The sequence below is a fragment of the Aeromonas sp. FDAARGOS 1418 genome, assembly GCF_019048585.1.
Taxonomy (GTDB): Bacteria; Pseudomonadota; Gammaproteobacteria; order Enterobacterales; family Aeromonadaceae; genus Aeromonas; species Aeromonas caviae.
Window position 1 is genome coordinate 1,915,948 of record NZ_CP077387.1, and the last position, 19,809, is coordinate 1,935,756.

Annotated in this window: 18 protein-coding genes; 14 read left to right on the forward strand and 4 right to left on the reverse strand. The window is 60.3% G+C overall.

Annotated features, from left to right (window positions below):
* Positions 1-75: 75 nt before the first annotated feature.
* The 4 genes from I6L48_RS09215 to map form a co-directional block, all read right to left on the reverse strand.
* Positions 76-459 (reverse strand): DUF3461 family protein, encoded by a 384-nt coding sequence (locus tag I6L48_RS09215; RefSeq protein WP_039039426.1) that lies wholly within the window; start codon positions 457-459, stop codon positions 76-78.
* A gap of 275 nt (positions 460-734) precedes the next feature.
* Positions 735-1,562, reverse strand: coding sequence for a 2,3,4,5-tetrahydropyridine-2,6-dicarboxylate N-succinyltransferase (gene dapD, locus I6L48_RS09220; RefSeq protein ID WP_010673400.1), 828 nt, complete (start codon positions 1,560-1,562; stop codon positions 735-737).
* Between the two features lie 178 nt (positions 1,563-1,740).
* Entirely contained in the window at positions 1,741-4,383 is a 2,643-nt protein-coding gene (gene glnD, locus I6L48_RS09225) for a bifunctional uridylyltransferase/uridylyl-removing protein GlnD (RefSeq protein WP_042015535.1), read from the reverse strand.
* A 64-nt stretch (positions 4,384-4,447) separates the two neighbouring features.
* Positions 4,448-5,236 carry a type I methionyl aminopeptidase gene (gene map / locus I6L48_RS09230; RefSeq protein WP_010673402.1) on the reverse strand — a complete coding sequence of 263 codons (789 nt, stop codon included), beginning with the start codon at positions 5,234-5,236 and terminating at the stop codon, positions 4,448-4,450.
* A 358-nt stretch (positions 5,237-5,594) separates the two neighbouring features.
* On the opposite strand from map, the gene rpsB reads away from it, so the two are divergent.
* The 14 genes from rpsB to lpxB all read left to right on the forward strand — a co-directional run bounded on the left by rpsB (position 5,595) and on the right by lpxB (position 19,747).
* Positions 5,595-6,323 carry a 30S ribosomal protein S2 gene (gene rpsB, locus I6L48_RS09235; protein WP_010673403.1) on the forward strand — a complete coding sequence of 243 codons (729 nt, stop codon included), beginning with the start codon at positions 5,595-5,597 and terminating at the stop codon, positions 6,321-6,323.
* 104 nt (positions 6,324-6,427) lie between these two features.
* The gene (gene tsf, locus I6L48_RS09240; protein ID WP_010673404.1) at positions 6,428-7,309 is read left to right on the forward strand and encodes a translation elongation factor Ts; all 882 of its coding nucleotides are present in this window, start codon (positions 6,428-6,430) and stop codon (positions 7,307-7,309) included.
* A 71-nt stretch (positions 7,310-7,380) separates the two neighbouring features.
* Positions 7,381-8,115 (forward strand): UMP kinase, encoded by a 735-nt coding sequence (gene pyrH, locus I6L48_RS09245; RefSeq protein WP_010673405.1) that lies wholly within the window; start codon positions 7,381-7,383, stop codon positions 8,113-8,115.
* 95 nt (positions 8,116-8,210) lie between these two features.
* The gene (frr, locus tag I6L48_RS09250; RefSeq protein WP_010673406.1) at positions 8,211-8,768 is read left to right on the forward strand and encodes a ribosome recycling factor; all 558 of its coding nucleotides are present in this window, start codon (positions 8,211-8,213) and stop codon (positions 8,766-8,768) included.
* Positions 8,769-8,840: 72 nt separating this feature from the next.
* Complete coding sequence (gene uppS / locus I6L48_RS09255; RefSeq protein WP_039039427.1) at positions 8,841-9,617, forward strand: polyprenyl diphosphate synthase; 777 nt, start codon at positions 8,841-8,843, stop codon at positions 9,615-9,617.
* 27 nt (positions 9,618-9,644) lie between these two features.
* A complete protein-coding gene (locus tag I6L48_RS09260) occupies positions 9,645-10,502 on the forward strand; it encodes a phosphatidate cytidylyltransferase (protein ID WP_113069821.1) in 858 nt (285 codons plus the stop codon).
* 67 nt (positions 10,503-10,569) lie between these two features.
* A complete protein-coding gene (gene ispC, locus I6L48_RS09265; RefSeq protein WP_041211293.1) occupies positions 10,570-11,766 on the forward strand; it encodes a 1-deoxy-D-xylulose-5-phosphate reductoisomerase in 1,197 nt (398 codons plus the stop codon).
* A 76-nt stretch (positions 11,767-11,842) separates the two neighbouring features.
* Entirely contained in the window at positions 11,843-13,195 is a 1,353-nt protein-coding gene (gene rseP, locus I6L48_RS09270; protein ID WP_113069822.1) for a sigma E protease regulator RseP, read from the forward strand.
* Between the two features lie 34 nt (positions 13,196-13,229).
* Positions 13,230-15,653, forward strand: a complete 2,424-nt coding sequence (gene bamA / locus I6L48_RS09275; protein WP_029313941.1) for an outer membrane protein assembly factor BamA — start codon at positions 13,230-13,232, stop codon at positions 15,651-15,653.
* A gap of 146 nt (positions 15,654-15,799) precedes the next feature.
* Positions 15,800-16,312, forward strand: a complete 513-nt coding sequence (locus tag I6L48_RS09280) for an OmpH family outer membrane protein (protein WP_029313943.1) — start codon at positions 15,800-15,802, stop codon at positions 16,310-16,312.
* Positions 16,313-16,315: 3 nt separating this feature from the next.
* Positions 16,316-17,335 (forward strand): UDP-3-O-(3-hydroxymyristoyl)glucosamine N-acyltransferase, encoded by a 1,020-nt coding sequence (gene lpxD / locus I6L48_RS09285; protein ID WP_039039449.1) that lies wholly within the window; start codon positions 16,316-16,318, stop codon positions 17,333-17,335.
* A 63-nt stretch (positions 17,336-17,398) separates the two neighbouring features.
* Positions 17,399-17,821 (forward strand): 3-hydroxyacyl-ACP dehydratase FabZ, encoded by a 423-nt coding sequence (gene fabZ / locus I6L48_RS09290; protein WP_223302594.1) that lies wholly within the window; start codon positions 17,399-17,401, stop codon positions 17,819-17,821.
* A 2-nt stretch (positions 17,822-17,823) separates the two neighbouring features.
* Positions 17,824-18,615 carry an acyl-ACP--UDP-N-acetylglucosamine O-acyltransferase gene (lpxA, locus tag I6L48_RS09295; RefSeq protein WP_010673415.1) on the forward strand — a complete coding sequence of 264 codons (792 nt, stop codon included), beginning with the start codon at positions 17,824-17,826 and terminating at the stop codon, positions 18,613-18,615.
* Positions 18,608-19,747 (forward strand): lipid-A-disaccharide synthase, encoded by a 1,140-nt coding sequence (gene lpxB / locus I6L48_RS09300; protein WP_039039432.1) that lies wholly within the window; start codon positions 18,608-18,610, stop codon positions 19,745-19,747. The genes lpxA and lpxB overlap by 8 nt, the downstream gene beginning before the upstream one ends.
* Positions 19,748-19,809 lie beyond the last annotated feature (62 nt).

The window sequence follows — 19,809 nt, forward strand, 5'->3', positions numbered from 1 at the left end:
CTTTCCTGACGGCGCCAGCATGGTGTGACCCAATGAAAAAGGCGCCCCTGGGCGCCTTTGCTGCATCAGACCGGCTTAAAGCTTTTCGAGGTCCCGTTCTATCTCGCTGATCTTGTTCTGCACCACCTTTTCCAGATGACGCAAGTCGCGCAGTATTTTCTGCTTGATGTCCGGATCGGCGGAAGGCTGGCCGCCCTGGGTCAGATTGTCCAGCTCATCCACCACGTATTTGAGGTTGGCGTTGATCTCGGTGACATCTTTGTACTCATGGGTCCCTGAGTCGACCAGCATGGTCTTGCGCTGGCGGGGGTATTTGAATTTGACGCTCTTGGCGAAGAATTCACCCTTCTGCTTCTTGAAATAGATCTTGAGGATGTCGTGGTTGGCTTCCTGGCGCAGGGTGTAGCTGTCCACCGAGGTGGGTTCCTGGATCCCCAGGCTCTTGAGATTCTCGTACATCGGGCTTCCTTGGTTTGAAACGATCCTGACCCCTCTATCTTACCCGAGTCCGGACGCCTTGCCTGTGACAGGCGCGCCAAATTCAAATTGGCGTCAAAAGGGTCTTCTTTAATCAACGAGCCAAGGGGGAGGGGTGAACGCCTTGTCAGCACTGCCATAAGCGGTATCGTCTCATGGGGGTGTGCAGTGATGGTGGGGCAGGGGAGTTGGTGCCCACCCATGAGAGCGGGCATGAAAAAGGGCACCAGAGGTGCCCTTGATGACATTGGCGTGGATTACTCGTCGATGGAGCGCAGCAGGGCGTTGATGCCGACCTTGGCGCGGGTCTTGGCATCCACCTTCTTGACGATGACGGCGGCGTAGAGGCTGTACTTGCCACACTTGGAGGGTAGGGAGCCGGAAACGACCACGGAGCCGGCCGGGACGCGGCCGTAGTGGATTTCACCGGTTTCGCGATCATAGATGCGGGTGGACTGGCCGATGAAGACGCCCATGGAGATGACGGAGCCCTCTTCCACGATCACCCCTTCCACCACTTCGGAACGGGCACCGATGAAGCAGTTGTCTTCGATGATGGTCGGGTTGGCCTGCAGTGGCTCCAGTACGCCGCCGATGCCGACGCCGCCGGAGAGGTGCACGTTCTTGCCTATCTGGGCGCAGGAGCCCACGGTGGCCCAGGTGTCGACCATGGTGCCTTCATCGACGAAGGCGCCGATGTTGACGTAGGAGGGCATCAGCACGGTGTTCGGGGCGATGAAGGAGCCTTTGCGCGCAGTCGCGGGCGGCACGACGCGAACACCGGCAGCCTTGAACTGCTCTTCGGTGTAGTTGGAGAACTTTAGGGGAACCTTGTCGTAGTACTGGGCATCGTCGCCCTTGATGATGCCGTTGTCGTTGATGCGGAAGGAGAGCAGCACGGCCTTCTTCAGCCACTGGTGGACGACCCACTCGCCGGCAATCTTCTCGGCAACCCGTGCTTTGCCGGAGTCCAGCAGGTCGATGGCTTCCAGAATGGCGGCCTTGGTGGCGGCATCGACGGAGCCGGGGGTGATGGAGTCACGGCGCTCGAAGGCCGCTTCGATGGTCTGTTGCAACTGGGTCATGACAGGTTTCCTTTATAAAATTCTGTTTGTTGTATCACACTTTTCCAATCGTTTTTAAGGGCTCTCGCCGATTTCTTCAGAATCAGGGCGATTTATTGTACTTGAGTGGTCCAACCATTTGTTCTGATTGAGGAATCAATACGTCAAAAAGCCTCTTTCGAGGCTTCATCCGAGCGTGTCAGGCACTCTCGCCAACGGGTTCCTGGGGGTTGAGCTGATTGACCAGCCTCTCCTCGAGGGCTTGCTGCTCCTCCGGGTTCAGCGGCTCTCCGGCCAGGGTGGTGAGGCTGAAGAAGTCCTCCACCCGCTCACCGATGGTGGTGATCTTGGCGGCATGGAGGGAGAGGCCGCACTGCTGGAACACGGCACCGATACGGGCCAATAGGCCCGGAGTGTCCAGGGCCGTCAGCTCCAGCAGGGTGTGGCGGTTTTCCCCCTTGTGGGGCAGGAAGACCACCCTGGTCGGCACGCTGAACTGGCGGTGGCGTCTGGACAGGGGTTTGCTGCGCAGTACCAGTTTGCCCGGCTCCTGAAGGGCTTTCTCCAGCGCCTTCTTGATGGTGGCGGTACGATTGGGGCTGATGGGCTCGCCGTTCGGTTCCAGCACGATGAAGGTATCGAGCACATAGTCGTTGCGCGAATTCATGATCTGGGCGTCGTGGATGCTGAGGTTCTTCTGATCCAGTGCCGAGGCCACGGTGGCAAAGAGGTTGGGGGTATCGCGACAATAGATGAACACCTCGCTACCGCCCCGTATGGGATGCTTGCCGATGAGCACCAGGGGGGCCGGGTTGTCACCGTGGGCGATGATCTTGCGGCAGTGCCAGGCGATCTGCTCCGGGCTGTGGCGCAGGAAGTAATCGGCCTTGAAGTCGTTCCAGAGGGCGGTGACAGCCTCCTGTGGCACCTCGCGCTGGGTCAGGATCTGCCTGGCCTGGCGCTGGTTTTCACGGATCTTGAGGCGCATGTCCGGCGGGTTTTCCAACCCCTGGCGCAGGGCCTTCTGGGTGGCGAAGTAGAGTTCGCGCAGCAGGGTGCCCTTCCAGTCGTTCCACAGACTGTCGTTGGTGGCACAGATGTCGGCCACGGTCAGGCAATAGAGCAGGTCGAGGTGCAATTCATCCCGCACCTTCTGGGCGAAGTCGGTGACCACATCCGGGTCGTAGATGTCGCGGCGCTGGGCGGTGACCGACATCAGCAGATGATGGCGCACCAGCCAGGCGACCAGTCGGCTCTCGTAGCGATCCAGCCCGTGCAACTGGCAGAATTCCAGCGCATCCACGGCCCCGAGTTCGGAATGATCGCCGCGCCTGCCCTTGGCGATGTCGTGGAAGAGGGCGGCGATGCTGAGCAGCTCGGGCTTGCGCAACTGGGTGAACACCTCGTGGCAGAGCGGGTGAGTCTGGCGGCTGGCCGGATTCGGGAAGCGATGGATGTTCTGCAGCAGCCTGTGGGTATGTTCGTCCACCGTGTAGGCGTGGAACATGTCGAACTGCATCTGGCCGACGATGAGGTTCCACTGGGGCAGGTAGGCCGCGAGGATCCCGTACTTGTGCATCAGGGTGAGCGGCTGGCCGATGCCGTTGGGGTGGCGCAGGAGCGCCATGAAGAGACGGCGGCACTCGGGTAGATCTTGCAGCCAGCAGTTGAGGGTGCGTCTGGCCTCGCGCAACTGGCGCAAGGTGGCGGAGTGGATGCCGGCAATCTCCGGGTGCTGGGCTATCTGGTAGAAGAGTCGCAGGATGGCGGCAGGATCCCGGCCGAACAGCTCGGAGTCCACCGCATCGATGAGGCGGCCGCGCAGCTGGAATTCGTCGCTGATGCGGCGCACGTCCATGGCGGTGTTGCCGAGAATGGCCTCGTCAAAGAGTTGCAGCAGCATCTCGTTGAGCTCGGCCACCCGCCGCACCGTCTGGTAGAAGCGCTTCATCATCTGCTCGACCGGGCCGTTGCCCTCGCCCTCGAACCCCAGCATCTGGGCCACGGTACGCTGGCGGTCGAACAAGAGGCGGTTGTCCCCCTTGTTGATGGCCATGTGCAGGGCGAAGCGCACCTTCCACAGGAAGTTCTGGCAGTCGAGCAGCTCCCGGTACTCGGCCCGGTTGAGAAAACCGTGGCTGGTCATCTCGAACAGGGTGGTGGCGCCGAAGTGGCGGCGGGCGACCCAGGCCAGGGTCTGGATGTCGCGAAGGCCCCCGGGATTGTTCTTGAGATCCGGCTCCAGCTTGTAGGCGGTGCCGAGAAACTGCTGGTGGCGCAGGGCCTGCTCTTCGCGTTTGGCACGAAAGAAGGCTTCGCTCGGCCAGAAGTGCTGGGGCTGGGTGGCCGCCTGCAACTGCTCGAATCCCGCCAGGCGACCCGTGATGTAACGGGCCTCGATGAGGTTGGTGGCAACCGTGATGTCGTTGCGGCCCTGCTCGATGCACTCGGCCACGTTGCGCACCGACTGCCCCACTTCCAGCTTGAGATCCCATAAGAGGGTGATGAACTCGCCGATGCGAAGCCCCAGCACCTCGTCCAGTTCATCTCCTTCGTAGAGGATCAGCAGGTCGATATCGGAGTGGGGATGGAGTTCGCCGCGGCCATAGCCGCCTACCGCGATCAGGGTGAGCTCGGTCCTGTCGAAGCCGAACTTGTGCCAGAGCCTGGTCAGCAGCGCGTCCATGTATTCGGAGCGGGTGGCCACCAGTTCGATGATGTTGTCACCGGCGTCGAAGCGCTCATGCAGCCAGGCGAGAAAGCGGCTCAGGTACTCCTTGCAGTTGTCACGGGTGAGCTGATCGTCTGGTAGCAGATGGGGAGAAAGCAGGCTGGCATCCATGGCATGTCACACTCTCGGTCGGGCCGGGTAAAGAGCAACCCCGGCGCGCGGCCGGGGTTGAATGTCAAACGTGGCGGATAAAACGCTCGATAGTGTCGTCGGGGCGCAGGGTCAGGACCTCGCAGCCATCCTCGGTCACCAGCAGGGTGTGCTCCCACTGGGCGGAGTCGCCGCCGTCCTTGGTGGTGACGGTCCAGCCATCCTTCGGATTGACCTTGCAGTGGTACTTCTTGCTGTTGACCATGGGCTCGATGGTGAAGCACATGCCCGCTTTCAGCTCCAGCTTGCCGCCGTTGCGGTAGTGGAGGATCTGCGGCTCTTCGTGGAACTCGGCACCGATGCCATGGCCGCAGTAGTCGCGTACCACGGAGAAGCCTGCCTGCTCGACGATGGGCTGGATGACGGCGCCGATCTCGGTGATGCACATGCCCGGGCGCACCCGCTTGATGGCGGCATAGAGGCTATCCTGGGCCACCTTGCAGAGCTGGCGGCGCAGGGGGGTGGTCTGGCCCACGATGAACATGGCGGAGGTATCGCCGTGATAGCCATCCTTGATGACGGTGATGTCCAGATTGATGATGTCCCCTTCCCGCAGCTTTTTGTGGTTCGGGATGCCATGGCAGATGACATCGTTCACCGAAGTACAGATGGACTTGGGGAAGCCGTGGTAATTGAGCGGCGCGGGGATGGCCTGTTGCACGTCGACGATGTAGTCGTGGCAGAGGGTATTCAGTTCGTCTGTGGTGACGCCCGCCTTGACGTGGGGGGCGATCATGACCAGCACGTCGGCGGCCAGCTGACCGGCGACACGCATTTTCTCAATCTCTTCCGGTGTCTTGATTTTAATGGACATGGGATCTCTCTTGGGGCCTGATTGCGCATCCTGCCGATGCCCAACAACCAGGTAATGAAAAATAGATGCGTTTGCAATCAGGGCGAAATTTTATCCCCAACCCCCGTTTACTTCCAGTGTGATCGTCATCGCAACGTCATCAGGCGGTCGCACCATGGTCCGGGATCCATTTTTAGCACCCGGGCTGGTGGTGTCATGACCAAAGTTATGGTATAAAGCGCGCCGGAATGGGGAACTCGTGTCCTCATGCCATCACCCTTACTCAACAACACACACACATCGACACATATGCCGGGGTGCCTTAACGGGTCGGTTATATGGGATGTGTGGAGGCCTAACCCCAATACAGAGGTATAAAATGGCTAAAGTTTCTATGCGCGACATGCTGCAAGCCGGCGTTCACTTCGGTCACCAGACTCGTTACTGGAACCCGAAAATGAAGTCCTACATCTTCGGCGCCCGCAGCAAAGTTCACATCATCAACCTGGAAAAAACCGTTCCGATGTTTGACGATGCCATGAACTTCATCAGCTCCGTAGCTGCCAAGAAAGGCAAGGTACTGTTCGTAGGTACCAAGCGTGCCGCGTCTGAAGCCGTCAAAGAAGCCGCTGAGCGTTGCGACCAGTTCTATGTTAACCACCGCTGGCTGGGCGGCATGCTGACCAACTGGAAAACCGTTCGTCAGTCCATCAAGCGCCTGAAAGATCTGGAAACCCAGAGCGAAGACGGTACCTTCGACAAGCTGACCAAGAAAGAGGCGCTGATGCGTACTCGCGAAATGGAAAAGCTGGAGAAGAGCCTGGGTGGTATCAAGAACATGGGCGGCCTGCCTGACGTTCTGTTCGTTGTCGATGCCGACCACGAGCACATCGCTATCAAAGAAGCCAACAACCTGGGTATCCCGGTAGTTTCCATCGTTGATACCAACTCCAACCCGGACGGCGTTGACTATGTCATCCCGGGTAACGACGACGCTATCCGTGCCGTACAGCTGTACCTGAACGCTGCTGCTGACACCGTTCTGGAAGCCCGCGAGCAGGACATCGTTGTTCAAGCCGAACAAGATGGCTTCGTTGAAGCTGAGTAATTGATAAGGACTGAAAAGCCCTTATTAACCAAGCTGATGTAATTGGTTAGCAGGGGCCCTTGTGGCCCCTGTTTCTTGTCAATTCAAGACCGAGGATACTGGACATGGCAAACATTTCTGCCGCCCTGGTAAAAGAACTGCGCGAGCGCACCGCCGCTGGCATGATGGATTGCAAAAAAGCGCTGGAAGAAGCCAACGGTGATATCGAGCTGGCTATCGAGAACATGCGTAAATCCGGTCAGGCCAAGGCCGCCAAGAAAGCTGGCCGTATCGCCGCTGAAGGTGTGATCTTCGCCCGTACCGAAGGCAACGTTGCCGTCATGATCGAGCTGAACTGCGAGACTGACTTCGTTTCCAAGGATGCCGGTTTCCTGGCCATGGGTCAGAAGATCGTCGAGATCGCTGCTACCCAGAAAATCGCTGACGTTGACGCGCTGAAAGCCGCCGACTTCGGTAACGGCGAGTCCGTCGAGCTGACCATCACCAACCTGATCGCCAAGATCGGTGAGAACATGAACCTGCGTCGCGTGATGCTGGTTGAAGGTGACAACCTGGGCACCTACGTTCACGGCTCCCGCATCGGTGTTATCACCAAGCTGGTTGGCGGTACCGACGAGCTGGCCAAAGATCTGGCCATGCACGTTGCTGCCAACAGCCCGCAATTCGTCAAACCGGAAGACGTGTCTGCTGAAGTCGTTGCCAAAGAGCGCGAAATCCAGATCGACATCGCCATCAACTCCGGCAAGCCGAAAGAGATCGCCGAGAAGATGGTTGAAGGCCGCATGAAGAAGTTCACCGGTGAGGTTTCCCTGACTGGTCAACCGTTCGTGAAAGATCCTTCCATGACCGTTGCCGAGCTGCTGAAGAAAGAAGGCGCTGACGTTGTTTCCTTCACCCGTTTCGAAGTGGGCGAAGGCATCGAGAAGCAAGAGACCGACTTCGCTGCTGAAGTAGCAGCCCAGATCGCGGCCGCTCAGAAGGCCTAATCGAACCGGTTTTTCCGTTTCCCCAGACCGCGACTTATGTCGCGGTCTTTATATGACCAGGAATCAGTGACATGAGTACCAATCCCAAGCCTGCATACAGACGTGTTCTTCTGAAGTTGAGTGGTGAAGCCCTGCAAGGATCCGAGGGTTTCGGCATTGATCCGGCGGTGCTGGAACGGATGGCCCAAGAGATCAAAGAGCTGGTTGAGCTGGGTGTTCAGGTCGGTCTGGTCATCGGTGGCGGCAACCTGTTCCGTGGTGCCGGCCTTGCCAAGGCAGGCATGAATCGCGTGGTGGGTGACCACATGGGCATGCTGGCGACCGTCATGAACGGCCTGGCCATGCGTGATGCCCTGCATCGTGCTTATGTGAATGCCCGCCTGATGTCGGCCATCTCCCTGCAAGGGGTCTGCGACTCCTACAGCTGGGCCGAAGCCATCAGCCAGCTGCGCGCCGGCAAGGTGGTGATCTTCTCTGCCGGTACCGGCAACCCCTTCTTTACCACCGACTCGGCAGCCTGCCTGCGCGGTATCGAGATCGAAGCCGACGTTGTGCTGAAAGCCACCAAGGTCGATGGCGTGTTCACCGATGACCCGGTCAAGAACCCGGATGCCGTGCTCTATCAGGAACTGAGTTATGATGAAGTTCTTGAAAAAGAACTCAAAGTGATGGATCTTGCTGCTTTTACCCTGGCCCGCGACCACGATCTGCCGATCCGGGTGTTCAACATGAACAAACCGGGCGCGCTGCGCCGCGTGATCATGGGTGAGCCGGAAGGTACCCTGATCCACCAGGCCAGCAAGTAAGGCAAGTGTGAGCCCCAGGCTCGCTTGTCCATTACGCCAGTCAACAAGATAGATACGAGCCGCCTGTCGGCTCGTTCGCCAAAAGGAAAACCACTGTGATCAACGAGATTAAAAACGACGCCAAGGACCGCATGGGCAAAAGCGTAGAGTCGCTGAAGACCCAGATGTCCAAGATCCGTACCGGCCGTGCTCACCCGAGCCTGCTCGACGGCATCCAGGTGGAGTATTACGGTGCTGCCACTCCTCTGAAGCAGTTGGCCAACGTGGTGGCAGAAGATGCCCGTACTCTCTCCATCTCCATCTTCGATCGCTCCATGATCCAGGCGGTGGAAAAAGCCATCCTGACCTCCGATCTGGGCCTGAACCCGTCCAGCAACGGCCAGACTCTGCGCGTGCCGCTGCCGCCGCTGACCGAAGAGCGTCGCCGTGATCTGACCAAGATCGTCCGTGCCGAAGCCGAAGGTGCCCGGGTTGCCATTCGCAACATCCGTCGCGATGCCAACGCCGATCTGAAAGCCCTGCTGAAAGAGAAAGAGATCTCCGAAGACGACGACCGTCGCGCCCAGGAAGAGATCCAGAAGCTGACCGATACCTTCATCAAGCTGGTGGATGACGCCCTGGTTGTGAAGGAAAAGGAGCTAATGGAAATCTAAGCCTCCGACAGGTATATTACGAGCGCCGTGTAGTGCCCCTGCACGGCGCTTTTGTCTTTGTGGGAGAAATGAATGTCGCTTTTGGCAGCGCTAGGCGATAGCGCCAGCTCGTCCTTGCCCCGTCACGTCGCCATCATCATGGATGGCAATGGTCGCTGGGCCCAGAACCGCGGCAAGATGCGGGTTTCCGGGCACAAGGCGGGCGTGAAATCCGTGCGTGAGGCCGTGGCCTTTGCCGCCCGTGCCAAGATGGAGGCGCTGACCCTGTTTGCGTTTTCCAGCGAGAACTGGCGCCGTCCGGAAGGGGAAGTAAACGCCCTGATGGAGTTGTTCATGACGGTGCTGGGTCGCGAGGTGAGCAAGTTGCACAGCAACGGCATTCGCCTTCGAGTGATTGGCGACACTGCCCGCTTCAGCGAGCGGCTGCAGGCCAAGATCGCCAAGGCCGAGGCCCTGACCGCCAACAATCAGGGATTGACCCTCAATATCGCCGCCAACTATGGCGGTCAGTGGGACATCGCCCAGGCGGCCCGGACCCTGGCACGGGCCGTGGCGGCGGGTGAACTGGATGCCGAGGCGGTCGATGAGGCGGCATTGGGTCGTCATGTCTGCATGGCTGATCTGCCCCCCGTGGATCTGTTGATCCGCACCGGCGGGGATCATCGCATCAGCAACTTTGTCCTGTGGCAGCTCGCCTATGCCGAACTCTATTTTACCCCGGTCCTGTGGCCCGATTTTGACGAGGCCGAGTTCAGTGGGGCAGTTGCCTCCTTCGTTGCTCGCGAGCGTCGCTTCGGGTGTACGGGTGAACAGATCCGGGAATTGATCGCCGCGCAACAGACCGGCTAAACCCCGCTCCCAAGAGAGAGGTTTCTTTTGCTAAAACAACGAATTATTACCGCATTACTGTTAGTACCCCTGGTGTTGGGGGCGCTGTTTTTTCTGCCGTTGAAATTCTTTGCCCTGCTCGCCGCCCTGGTCTTTCTGCTGGCCAGCCGTGAGTGGAGTGCCTTCGTCACTGCCCAGCCGCAACAGTGGTTGCCGCTGGTGTTCTGTCTGCTGCTGGGGGCCAGCCTGTTCTGGGTGCCCGTGGAGCAACTCTGGATCCCCCAACTGCATCCGCTGGTGATGGGCGTGCTCTGGACCGCTGTCAGCTGGTGGCTGCTGGGGCTGCTGCTGGTGCTGCGCTACCCGCAAAGCGCCAGGCTGTGGCGTGAATCCATCTGGCTCAAATCCCTGTTCGGTCTGGTGACCCTGGTTCCCTTCTTCTGGTCCCTGGTGGCCATTCGCGGTTACAACTTCTACCACGACCCCATGATGGGGGCCTGGATCCTGCTGTTCGTGATGGGACTGGTCTGGGCGGCAGATTCTGGCGCGTATTTTTTCGGCAAGGCGTTCGGCAAACACAAGCTGGCACCGGCCGTGAGCCCGGGTAAAACCATCGAAGGCATGCTGGGTGGGCTGTTTACCGCCAGCCTGCTGGCCATCGGCGTGACCTGGTTCATGGGCTTCGTGCCTGCCAAGATGGGCTCCGTGCTGCTCTGTTCCCTGCTGGCGGTGCTGGCCTCCGTGCTCGGCGATCTGGCCGAGAGCATGTTCAAGCGGGAAGCCGGCATCAAGGATTCCGGCACCCTGTTGCCGGGCCATGGGGGCATTCTCGATCGCATCGACAGCCTGACGGCGGCGCTGCCCGTCTTCCTGCTCAGCTACCTGTTGCTCGGTCCGGAGTTTTGATGTTTCGCGCACTGATGATCCCGGGAGCGTCCCGCTCCATCAGTCTGTTACCCAATCAGGAGTCTTGATGCAAAACCTGGTGATCCTGGGAGCGTCAGGCTCCATCGGTCAGAGCACCCTCAAGGTACTGCGCCACAACCCCGGGCGCTGGCAGGTGCTGGCGCTGACCGCTGCCCGCAGCGTGGACGCCATGCTGCGCGACTGTCTCGAATTCTCCCCCCGGTTCGCCGTCATGGTGGACGAAGGTGCCGCCAGCGATCTGGCGGGTCGGCTCAAGGCCCACGGCAGCACCACCCGGGTGTTGTCCGGTCAGGCAGCCCTGTGCGACGTGGCTGCTCACCCCGATGCCCACAGCGTGATGGCGGCCATTGTCGGTGCGGCGGGTCTGGCACCCACCATGGCTGCCGTGCGCGCCGGCAAGCGCATTCTGCTGGCCAACAAGGAAGCGCTGGTGATGTCCGGCGCCTTCTTCATGGAGGCGGTGCGCGAGCACGGCGCCGAGCTGCTGCCCATCGACAGCGAACACAACGCCATCTTCCAGTGCCTGCCGGTCGACGTGCAGCGCCAGCCCGGTTTCTGCGATCTGGCCGGGGCGGGGATCAGCAAGATCCTGCTGACCGGCTCCGGCGGACCTTTCCGCTATGCCGATGTGGGTGAACTGCACCATGTCACCCCGGCGCAAGCCATTGCCCATCCCAATTGGTCCATGGGGGCCAAGATCTCGGTGGACTCCGCAACCATGATGAACAAGGGGCTGGAGTACATCGAGGCGCGCTGGCTGTTCAATGCGGCCCCCGAGCAGATCCAGGTGGTGATCCACCCCCAGTCTGTCATTCACTCCATGGTGCAGTACAAGGATGGCTCCGTGCTGGCCCAGCTCGGCAACCCGGACATGTGCACTCCCATTGCCCACGCTCTGGCTTATCCGGAACGGATCGAGTCCGGTGTGGAACCTTTGGATTTCTTCAGTGTCGGAGAGTTCAGCTTTATCCGGCCCGACTATGAGCGCTATCCCTGTCTGGCGCTGGCCATGAGCGCGTGCCAGCAGGGGCAGGGGGCGACCACCTCCCTCAATGCCGCCAACGAGGAGGCCGTCGCGGCTTTTCTTGCAGAGCGGATCGGATTTATGGATATTGCCAGAGTCAACGAATCCGTCATGGCCGAGCTGGGCAGCAGTGCTGCCGGCTCTCTGGCGGATCTCATCGCCCTGGACGGTACGGCCCGAGCCCGTGCCCAGCAACTGATAAAGGAGCTTGCCGTATGAACGGACTGTGGTGGCAGCCAGCCCCTCTCCATGCTCTCGAGCGCAGGACTGGACATGACCGCGAGGTACGCGGCTGATGGGCGGGCTTCTGTGGAATATCGGCGCCTTCATCGTGGCCCTCGGGCTGCTGGTGGCGGTGCATGAATTTGGCCACTTCTGGGTGGCTCGTCGTTGCGGCGTCAAGGTGGAGCGCTTCTCCATCGGCTTTGGCAAGGCCATCTGGCGTCGCCTTGGCAAGGATGGCACCGAATACGTGCTGGCCCTGATCCCCCTTGGCGGTTACGTCAAGATGCTGGATGGCCGGGTCGATGAACTCAAACCGGGGGAGGAGGCGCAGGCCTTCAACCACAAGAGCGTCTGGGCCCGGATGGCCATCGTGGCGGCTGGCCCCATGGCGAACTTCGTGTTCGCCCTGTTCGCCTTCTGGCTGATGTTCATGATAGGGGTGCCGAGCGTCAAACCCGTGGTGGGCGAGGTGCGTCCCGCCTCCATCGTGGCAGAGGCCGGCATCCTGCCAGGCATGGAGATCGTCGGCGTCGGCGGCGAGGAGACCGGTGACTGGGAGAGCGTCACCTACGCCCTCATCAGCCACCTTGGCGATGACTCGGTCCAGCTCAAGCTCAAGGCGGCCAACACCAGCTATGCAGTGGACAAGACCCTGCAGCTGGCAGGCTGGAAATTCGATCCGGACAAAGAGTCACCCATCGGGAGCCTCGGGATAGTGCCCCTCGGTGGCAAGGTGCTGCCCGTGGTGGAGGCCGTGGTGCCGTCGAGCGCCAGCGAGAAGGCCGGCCTTCAGATAGGGGATCGCATCAAGGGAGTCGATGGAGAGGCCATCACCGAATGGGCCCAGTTTGTCGAGCGTGTCCAGCAGTCACCGGCGCAGCCGTTGCAGGTGACGGTGGAGCGCGGGGGCAGCGAGATGACCCTGACCCTGACCCCGAACGGGAAGAAAGTGAAGGGCCAGCTGGTCGGTTTTGTGGGCTTGTCGCCGCAACTGGTTCCATTACCGGATGAGTATCGAACTCTGTTACAGTATGGGCCTTTGCAAGCCCTGTGGCATGGGGTCCAGAAGACCTGGAGCCTGATCACCCTGACCTTCGACATGATAGGCAAGCTGATCGGTGGCATCGTCTCTTTGGACAACCTGAGCGGCCCCATCTCCATCGCCAAGGGGGCCGGCAGCAGCGCCGATTACGGGTTGGTCTATTTCCTCGGATTCCTGGCGCTCATCAGCGTCAACCTGGGGATCATCAACCTGTTCCCCCTGCCGGTGCTCGATGGTGGCCATCTGGTCTATTTCCTCATCGAGGCGATCACCGGCAAGCCGGTATCGGAAAAAATTCAGGAAGTTGGGTTCAGGATAGGCGCCGCCATTCTGATGTTACTGATGGGCATTGCGCTGTTTAATGATTTCGCTCGCCTCTGAGGCCAGAGCATCAACAAGGACACATAAGAACAAAATGGCTGTTAAAAAAGCATTGGTGTTGAGTTGCCTGCTGGGGGCCAGCTTCCTGGCTCAGGCTGCCCCGGCCTCTTTTGTGGTGCAAGACATTCAGGTCGAGGGCCTGCAGCGGGTGACCCTGGGTGCCGCCCTGTTGAATCTGCCGGTGCGGGTCGGTGATTCCGTCGACTCCGTGTCCCTGGCGAACGCCATCAAGAAGCTCTATGCCTCCGGCAACTTCGAGGACGTCAAGGTCTATCGCGACGGTCAGGTGCTGCAAGTGGTGGTCAAGGAGCGCCCGACCATCTCCAGCATCGAGTTCTCCGGCAACAAGGATATCAAGGAAGAGCAACTGACCCAGAGCCTGGAATCCTCCGGGATCCGCGTGGGTGATCCGCTGGATCGCACCGTGCTGAGTTCCCTCGAGAAAGGGCTGGAAGATTTCTACTACGGCGTGGGCAAGTACTCCGCCAAGGTCAAGGCCATCGTCACCCCGCTGCCGCGCAACCGGGTCGACCTCAAGTTCACCTTCGTGGAAGGGGAAGCGGCCAAGATCCAGCAGATCAACATCGTCGGCAACAACGTCTTTCCGGAAGAGAAGCTGCTGGCCCAGCTCTCCCTCAAGGACGACGTGCCCTGGTGGAACTTCACCGGCGATCAGCGCTACCAGAAGCAGAAGCTGGCCGGTGACATCGAAGTGCTGCGCTCCTACTACATGGACCGCGGCTACATCCGCTTCACCCAGGAGTCCACCCAGGTCTCCATGACCCCGGACAAGAAGGGGGTCTATGTCACCCTCAACGTCAAGGAAGGGGAGCAGTACAAGGTTTCCGGCATCCAGCTCAAGGGCGACCTCATCGACCGCGGCGGCGAGATGAAGGGCCTCATTCCCATCGAGGCGGGCAGCGTCTACTCCGCCAGTCAGGTAACCCATACCGAAGAGGTGCTCTCCAAGTTCCTCGGCCGTTACGGCTACGCCTATCCGAAAGTGGTCACCTTCCCCCAGATCAACGACCAGACCAAGGAAGTGGAGCTCATCGTCAACGTGGAGCCGGGTCCCCGGGTCTATGTGCGCAACATCAATTTCAGCGGCAACGTCACCACCAAGGACGAAGTGCTGCGTCGCGAGATGCGCCAGATGGAGGGCACCTGGCTCTCCTCCGACAACGTCGAGCAGTCCAAGACCCGTCTCAACCGCCTCGGCTTCTTCGAGACCGCGGAAGTGGACACCAAGCGGGTGCCGGGCAGCGATGACCAGGTCGATCTGGACTTCAAGGTCAAGGAGCAGCCGGCGGGGTCCATCAACGCCGGTATCGGCTACGGCACCGAGTCGGGTCTGAGCCTGCAGGCAGGTCTGCAGCAGGACAACTTCATGGGGACCGGCAAGAAGATCGGCATCAACGCCAGCACCAACGACTACTCCAAGAGCGTCGACCTGAGCTATAACGACCCCTACTTCACCGTGGACGGGGTGAGCCTGGGCGGCCGTCTCTACTACAACAAGTTCAGTGCGGCCGACGCCAACATCGTGGACTACGAGAACACCACCGTCGGTTTCCGTCTCTCCAGCGGCTTCCCGGTCAACGAGAACAACCGTCTCGACTTCAGCCTGGGCTACGAGAACAACAAGCTCTCCCAGCCCAACCCCTATGTACAGGTGGACGAGTTCTGGAAGGTCTACAACGGCAATCTGGATGGCGACAATCGCATGGTGTTCAACACCGTGGACGTCACCGCCGGCTGGACCCGCTCCACCCTCAACAAGGGTCAGTTCCCGACCTCCGGTGACCGCCAGCGGGTGAACGCCAAGGTGACGGTGCCCGGCATGGATCTGCAGTACTTCAAGCTCAACGCAGAAGATGCCCACTACTTCCCGTTTGATGCCGATCACAAATGGGTCATGCTGGCCAAGGCCCGTGCCTCCTACGGCGATGGCTACGGCACCAATGGCGATTACGAGCACGTCCTGCCGTTCTTCGAGAACTACTACGCCGGTGGTTTCGATACCCTGCGCGGTTTCAAGAGCAACACAGTCGGTCCGAAGGCGCTCTACTACTACAACTTGAGTGGTAACGACGTCATCCAGGGCACTGACAGCTCGGTCGGGGGCAACGCCCTGGCGGTGGCCTCGCTGGAAATGATCGTGCCGACGCCCTTTGCCTCCGAGACCTATCAGCCCCAGTTGCGGACCAGCTTCTTCATCGACGCCGGTTCCGTGTGGGATACCCACTTCGACTACAGCCAGTATCAGAACCGTTGCTTCAGTGGTTGCAACTATCTGATGGACTACTCCGACCCGAGCAACATCCGGATGTCGACCGGCCTGTCGCTGCAGTGGCTCTCTCCCATGGGCCCGCTGGTGTTCGTGCTGGCAAGACCAATCAAGAAATACGAAGGGGACGACACCGAAGTCTTCTCCTTCAACATCGGCCGTACCTTCTAAGGGGAGCGGACGCCCCCCCGCCATGGCGGGGGAAGCATGATGGGTCGCGCGTTTGCGTGCCTCACCAGGTAACAAGACGATCTCGTGGATCGCTTGCACAATCAGGTAAATCAGGTAGCCCTCGACCGAGGGACCAAGGAGTAAGTGTGAATAAAGCGTTGAAAGTAGCTGGTTTGAGCTTTGCACTGATGGCTGCCGGCATGGGTTCTGCCTTCGCTGAGACCAAGATTGCCGTGGTCGACATGGGCGAAGTCTTCCAAAAGCTGCCCCAGCGTGAAGCCGTTGCCAAGAAGCTGAAGGGCGAGTTCGAGCCGCGTATGCGTGAACTGCAGAAGCTGGAGTCCGACGGTCAGGCACTGGTCGAGAAGTTCAAGAAGGACGAAGCCTTCATGAGCGCCGAACAGAAGAAGCAGAGCCAGGAGAAGCTGGCCAAGCTGCAGATGGAATTCAACCAGAAGCGTCAGGCGTTTGAACAGGACAACGGTCGCCGTCAGTCCGAAGAGCGCAACAAGATCCTGACCAAGGTGCAGGCTGCCATTGACGCCATCGCCAAGAGCAATGGCTACGATCTGGTGCTGGAGCGCAACGCCGCCCCTTATGCAGCCAGCAAGCTGGACATCTCCGGCCAGGTTATTTCTCAGGTTAGCAAGAGCAACTAATTGATGGCATTCACTCTCGCACAGCTGGCCCAGCAACTGGGGGCCGAGGTCCATGGGGATGGGACCCGGGAAATTCGCAAGGTCGCGACACTGGAAAAAGCCGGGGAGGGGGAGATAGCCTTCCTGTCCAACAAGAAGTACCGGCATTTTCTGGAGCAGAGCAAGGCCACTGCCGTGCTCATCACCGAGGCAGACCTGCCGTTTTGCCCCACCAACGCCCTGGTGCTCAAGGACCCCTACGTGGGCTTTGCACGGGTTGCCCAACTGCTGGACACCACCCCGCAGCCGGCCATGGATATCCATCCGAGCGCCGTCATCGCGGCTGACGTGCAACTGGGCGAGAGAGTGGCCATCGGTGCCAATGCGGTGATCGAATCCGGCGTCGTGCTGGGTGACGATGTGCGCATCGGCCCGGGCTGTTTCGTTGGCAAGGATACCCGACTGGGAGCGCGCTCCCGGTTGTGGGCCAACGTCACCCTCTATCACAACGTGACCCTGGGCACGGACTGTCTGGTACAGGCCGGCACCGTGATCGGGGCAGACGGTTTCGGTTATGCCAACGAGCGCGGCGAGTGGATCAAGATCCCCCAGCTTGGTGGCGTGACCATCGGCAACCGGGTCGAGATCGGTGCCTGCACCACCATCGACCGCGGTGCGCTGGAAGATACCCGCATCGCTGACAACGTCATCATCGACAACCAGTGCCAGATCGCCCACAACGTCGAGATCGGCTACGGCACTGCCGTGGCGGGCTCCACCGTGATGGCCGGTAGTCTCAAGGTCGGCAAATACTGTATCATTGGTGGTGCCTCCGTCTTTAACGGGCACATGGAGATCTGCGACCAGGCCACCGTCACCGGCATGGCCATGGTGATGCGTCCCATCACCGAGCCCGGTATCTACTCTTCCGGCATCCCCCTGCAAACCAATAAAGAGTGGCGCAAGACCGCCGCCCGGGTGATGCGTATCGAAGAGATGCACAAGCGGTTGAGCAAGCTTGAGAAAAAGCTGGATCAAGAATAATCACGATTGGTATAGGGTACTGTTTTGACTACTGAAAAGAAGAGCCTGGGCATCCAGGAAATCATGGATCTGCTGCCCCACCGTTATCCGTTCCTGATGGTGGACAAGGTGGAAAACTACGAGATCAGCGATGAGCGCAAGACCCTGCGCGCCATCAAGAACGTTTCGTTCAACGAGCCGATCTTCCAGGGCCACTTCCCGGCCAAGCCGGTCTTCCCCGGCGTGCTGATCCTGGAAGCCATGGCCCAGGCCACCGGTATCCTGGCCTTCACCATGGTGGGCAAGCCGTCCCCCAACGAGCTTTATTACTTTGCCTCCATCGACAATGCCCGCTTCAAGCGCCCGGTGGGTCCCGGCGATCAGCTGGTGCTGGATGTGGAGTTCCTGAAGGAGCGTCGCGGCATCGCCAAGTTCACCGGTGTCGCCACCGTCGACGGTGAAGTGGTCTGTACTGCCGAACTGATGTGCGCCAAGCGCGAGGTATAACCGTGATCGATCAGACTGCCATCATCCACGACACCGCCATCGTCCATGAGTCTGCCGTCATCGGCAAAGGGGTTGAAATCGGCCCCTTCACCGTCATCGGCGCCGAGGTGGAAATCGGTGACAACACCTGGGTGAGCTCCCACGTGGTGATCAAGGGCCCGACCAAGATCGGTCGCGGCAACAAGATCTTCCAGCACACCTCCATCGGTGAGGATTGCCAGGACAAGAAGTACGCCGGCGAGCGCACCTTCCTCGAGATCGGCGACAACAACGTGTTTCGCGAGAACTGCACCGTGCACCGCGGCACCACCCAGGACCAGAGCCTGACCAAGGTGGGTAGCGGCAACCTGTTCATGGTCAACGTTCACGTGGCCCACGACTGCATCATCGGTGACAACTGCATCTTCGCCAACAACGCCACCCTGGCGGGCCATGTGCACATCGGTGACTTCGTGATCTTCGGCGGTCTGTCTGCCATTCACCAGTTCGGCCGCGTCGGCTCCCACGCCTTCGTCGGCGGCTGCGCTGCCCTGAACAAGGACGTGCCGCCCTACGTGATGGCCGCCGGCAACTACGCCAAGCCGTTCGGGGTCAACTCCGAAGGCCTGCGTCGTCGTGGCTTCAGCGCCGAGGCGATCTCTGCCGTCAAGCGCGCCTACAAGGAGATCTTCCGCTCCGGCAAGACCATTGAAGAGGTGTTGCCCGTGCTGAGCGAGATGGCCCAGAGCGAACCGGCCATCCAGCTCTATGTGGATTTCCTCAAGGACAACGAGCGCGGGATCATCCGTGCCTGATCCCATTCGCATCGGCATCGTCGCCGGAGAGACCTCCGGCGACATCCTGGCAGCAGGGCTGGTGCGCGAACTGCAAGCCCGCTACCCGGATGCGCAGTTCGAAGGGATCGCCGGGCCGCGGATGCAGGCTCTCGGCGTGAAGGCGCTGTTCGAGATGGAGGAGCTCTCCGTCATGGGCATCACCGAGGTGCTGGGCCGTCTGCCCCGCATCCTCCAGGTGCGCCGCGAACTGCTGCGCCACTTCATCGCCAATCCCCCCGACATCTTCGTCGGTGTGGATGCACCGGATTTCAATATCGGGGTGGAGCTGAAACTGCGCCGCGCCGGTATCAAGACGGTCCACTATGTCAGTCCCTCCGTCTGGGCCTGGCGTCAGGGCCGCATTCACAAGATCAAGGCCGCCACCGACATGGTGCTCGCCTTCCTGCCGTTCGAGAAAGCCTTCTACGACCGTTTCGATGCCCCCTGTCGCTTCGTCGGCCACACCATGGCGGACGACATTCCGCTGGTGCCGGATCAAGGGGCGGTGCGCGAGGCCCTCGGCATCGATCCCGCCCGTCGCTGGCTGGCGGTGCTGCCGGGGAGCCGCACGGCGGAAGTGGGCTTCATGGCGCCGGTCTTCCTCGAGGCGTGCAAGCACCTGACGGTGCACAACCCGGATCTCGGTTTCATCGTGCCTCTGGTCAACCAGAAACGGCGCGAGCAGTTCCTCGCCATCAAGGCCGAGGTGGCCCCGGAGCTCGACATGGTGCTGCTGGACGGCCAGGGCCGCGAGGCCATGATTGCCGCCGATGTGGTGATGCTCGCCTCCGGCACCGCGGCCCTCGAGGCCATGCTGGTGAAAAAGCCCATGGTGGTGGGTTACAAACTCAAACCCTTCAGCTACTTGCTGGCCCAGTGGCTGGTGAAGACGGATTATGTCTCCCTGCCGAACCTGCTGGCGGACAAGATGCTGGTGCCCGAGCTCATCCAGCACGAGTGCACCCCGGCCAACCTGGTGGAAGAGGTGAGCAAGCTGCTGGACCATGACAACAGCGAGCTCATCGCCACCTTCACCCGGTTGCACGAGAAGATCCGCTGCAATGCGGATGTGCAGGCAGCGGAAGCGGTTGCCGCGCTGCTGGAACGCTAGTGGGCTCTGCCTGTGTGTCAGGCGTGATGTTGTGCTGATACTGGCCCTGCGGGGCCGGTTTT

Coding starts and splice junctions, on each gene's coding strand:
- bamA (WP_029313941.1), top strand. CDS start 13,230: ATGGCTGTTAAAAAAGCATTGGTGTTGAGTTGCCTGCTGGGGGCCAGC.
- tsf (WP_010673404.1), top strand. CDS start 6,428: ATGGCAAACATTTCTGCCGCCCTGGTAAAAGAACTGCGCGAGCGCACC.
- fabZ (WP_223302594.1), top strand. CDS start 17,399: ATGGATCTGCTGCCCCACCGTTATCCGTTCCTGATGGTGGACAAGGTG.
- lpxD (WP_039039449.1), top strand. CDS start 16,316: ATGGCATTCACTCTCGCACAGCTGGCCCAGCAACTGGGGGCCGAGGTC.
- I6L48_RS09215 (WP_039039426.1), bottom strand. CDS start 459: ATGTACGAGAATCTCAAGAGCCTGGGGATCCAGGAACCCACCTCGGTG.
- uppS (WP_039039427.1), top strand. CDS start 8,841: ATGTCGCTTTTGGCAGCGCTAGGCGATAGCGCCAGCTCGTCCTTGCCC.
- dapD (WP_010673400.1), bottom strand. CDS start 1,562: ATGACCCAGTTGCAACAGACCATCGAAGCGGCCTTCGAGCGCCGTGAC.
- ispC (WP_041211293.1), top strand. CDS start 10,570: ATGCAAAACCTGGTGATCCTGGGAGCGTCAGGCTCCATCGGTCAGAGC.
- rpsB (WP_010673403.1), top strand. CDS start 5,595: ATGGCTAAAGTTTCTATGCGCGACATGCTGCAAGCCGGCGTTCACTTC.
- map (WP_010673402.1), bottom strand. CDS start 5,236: ATGTCCATTAAAATCAAGACACCGGAAGAGATTGAGAAAATGCGTGTC.
- rseP (WP_113069822.1), top strand. CDS start 11,843: ATGGGCGGGCTTCTGTGGAATATCGGCGCCTTCATCGTGGCCCTCGGG.
- glnD (WP_042015535.1), bottom strand. CDS start 4,383: ATGGATGCCAGCCTGCTTTCTCCCCATCTGCTACCAGACGATCAGCTC.
- pyrH (WP_010673405.1), top strand. CDS start 7,381: ATGAGTACCAATCCCAAGCCTGCATACAGACGTGTTCTTCTGAAGTTG.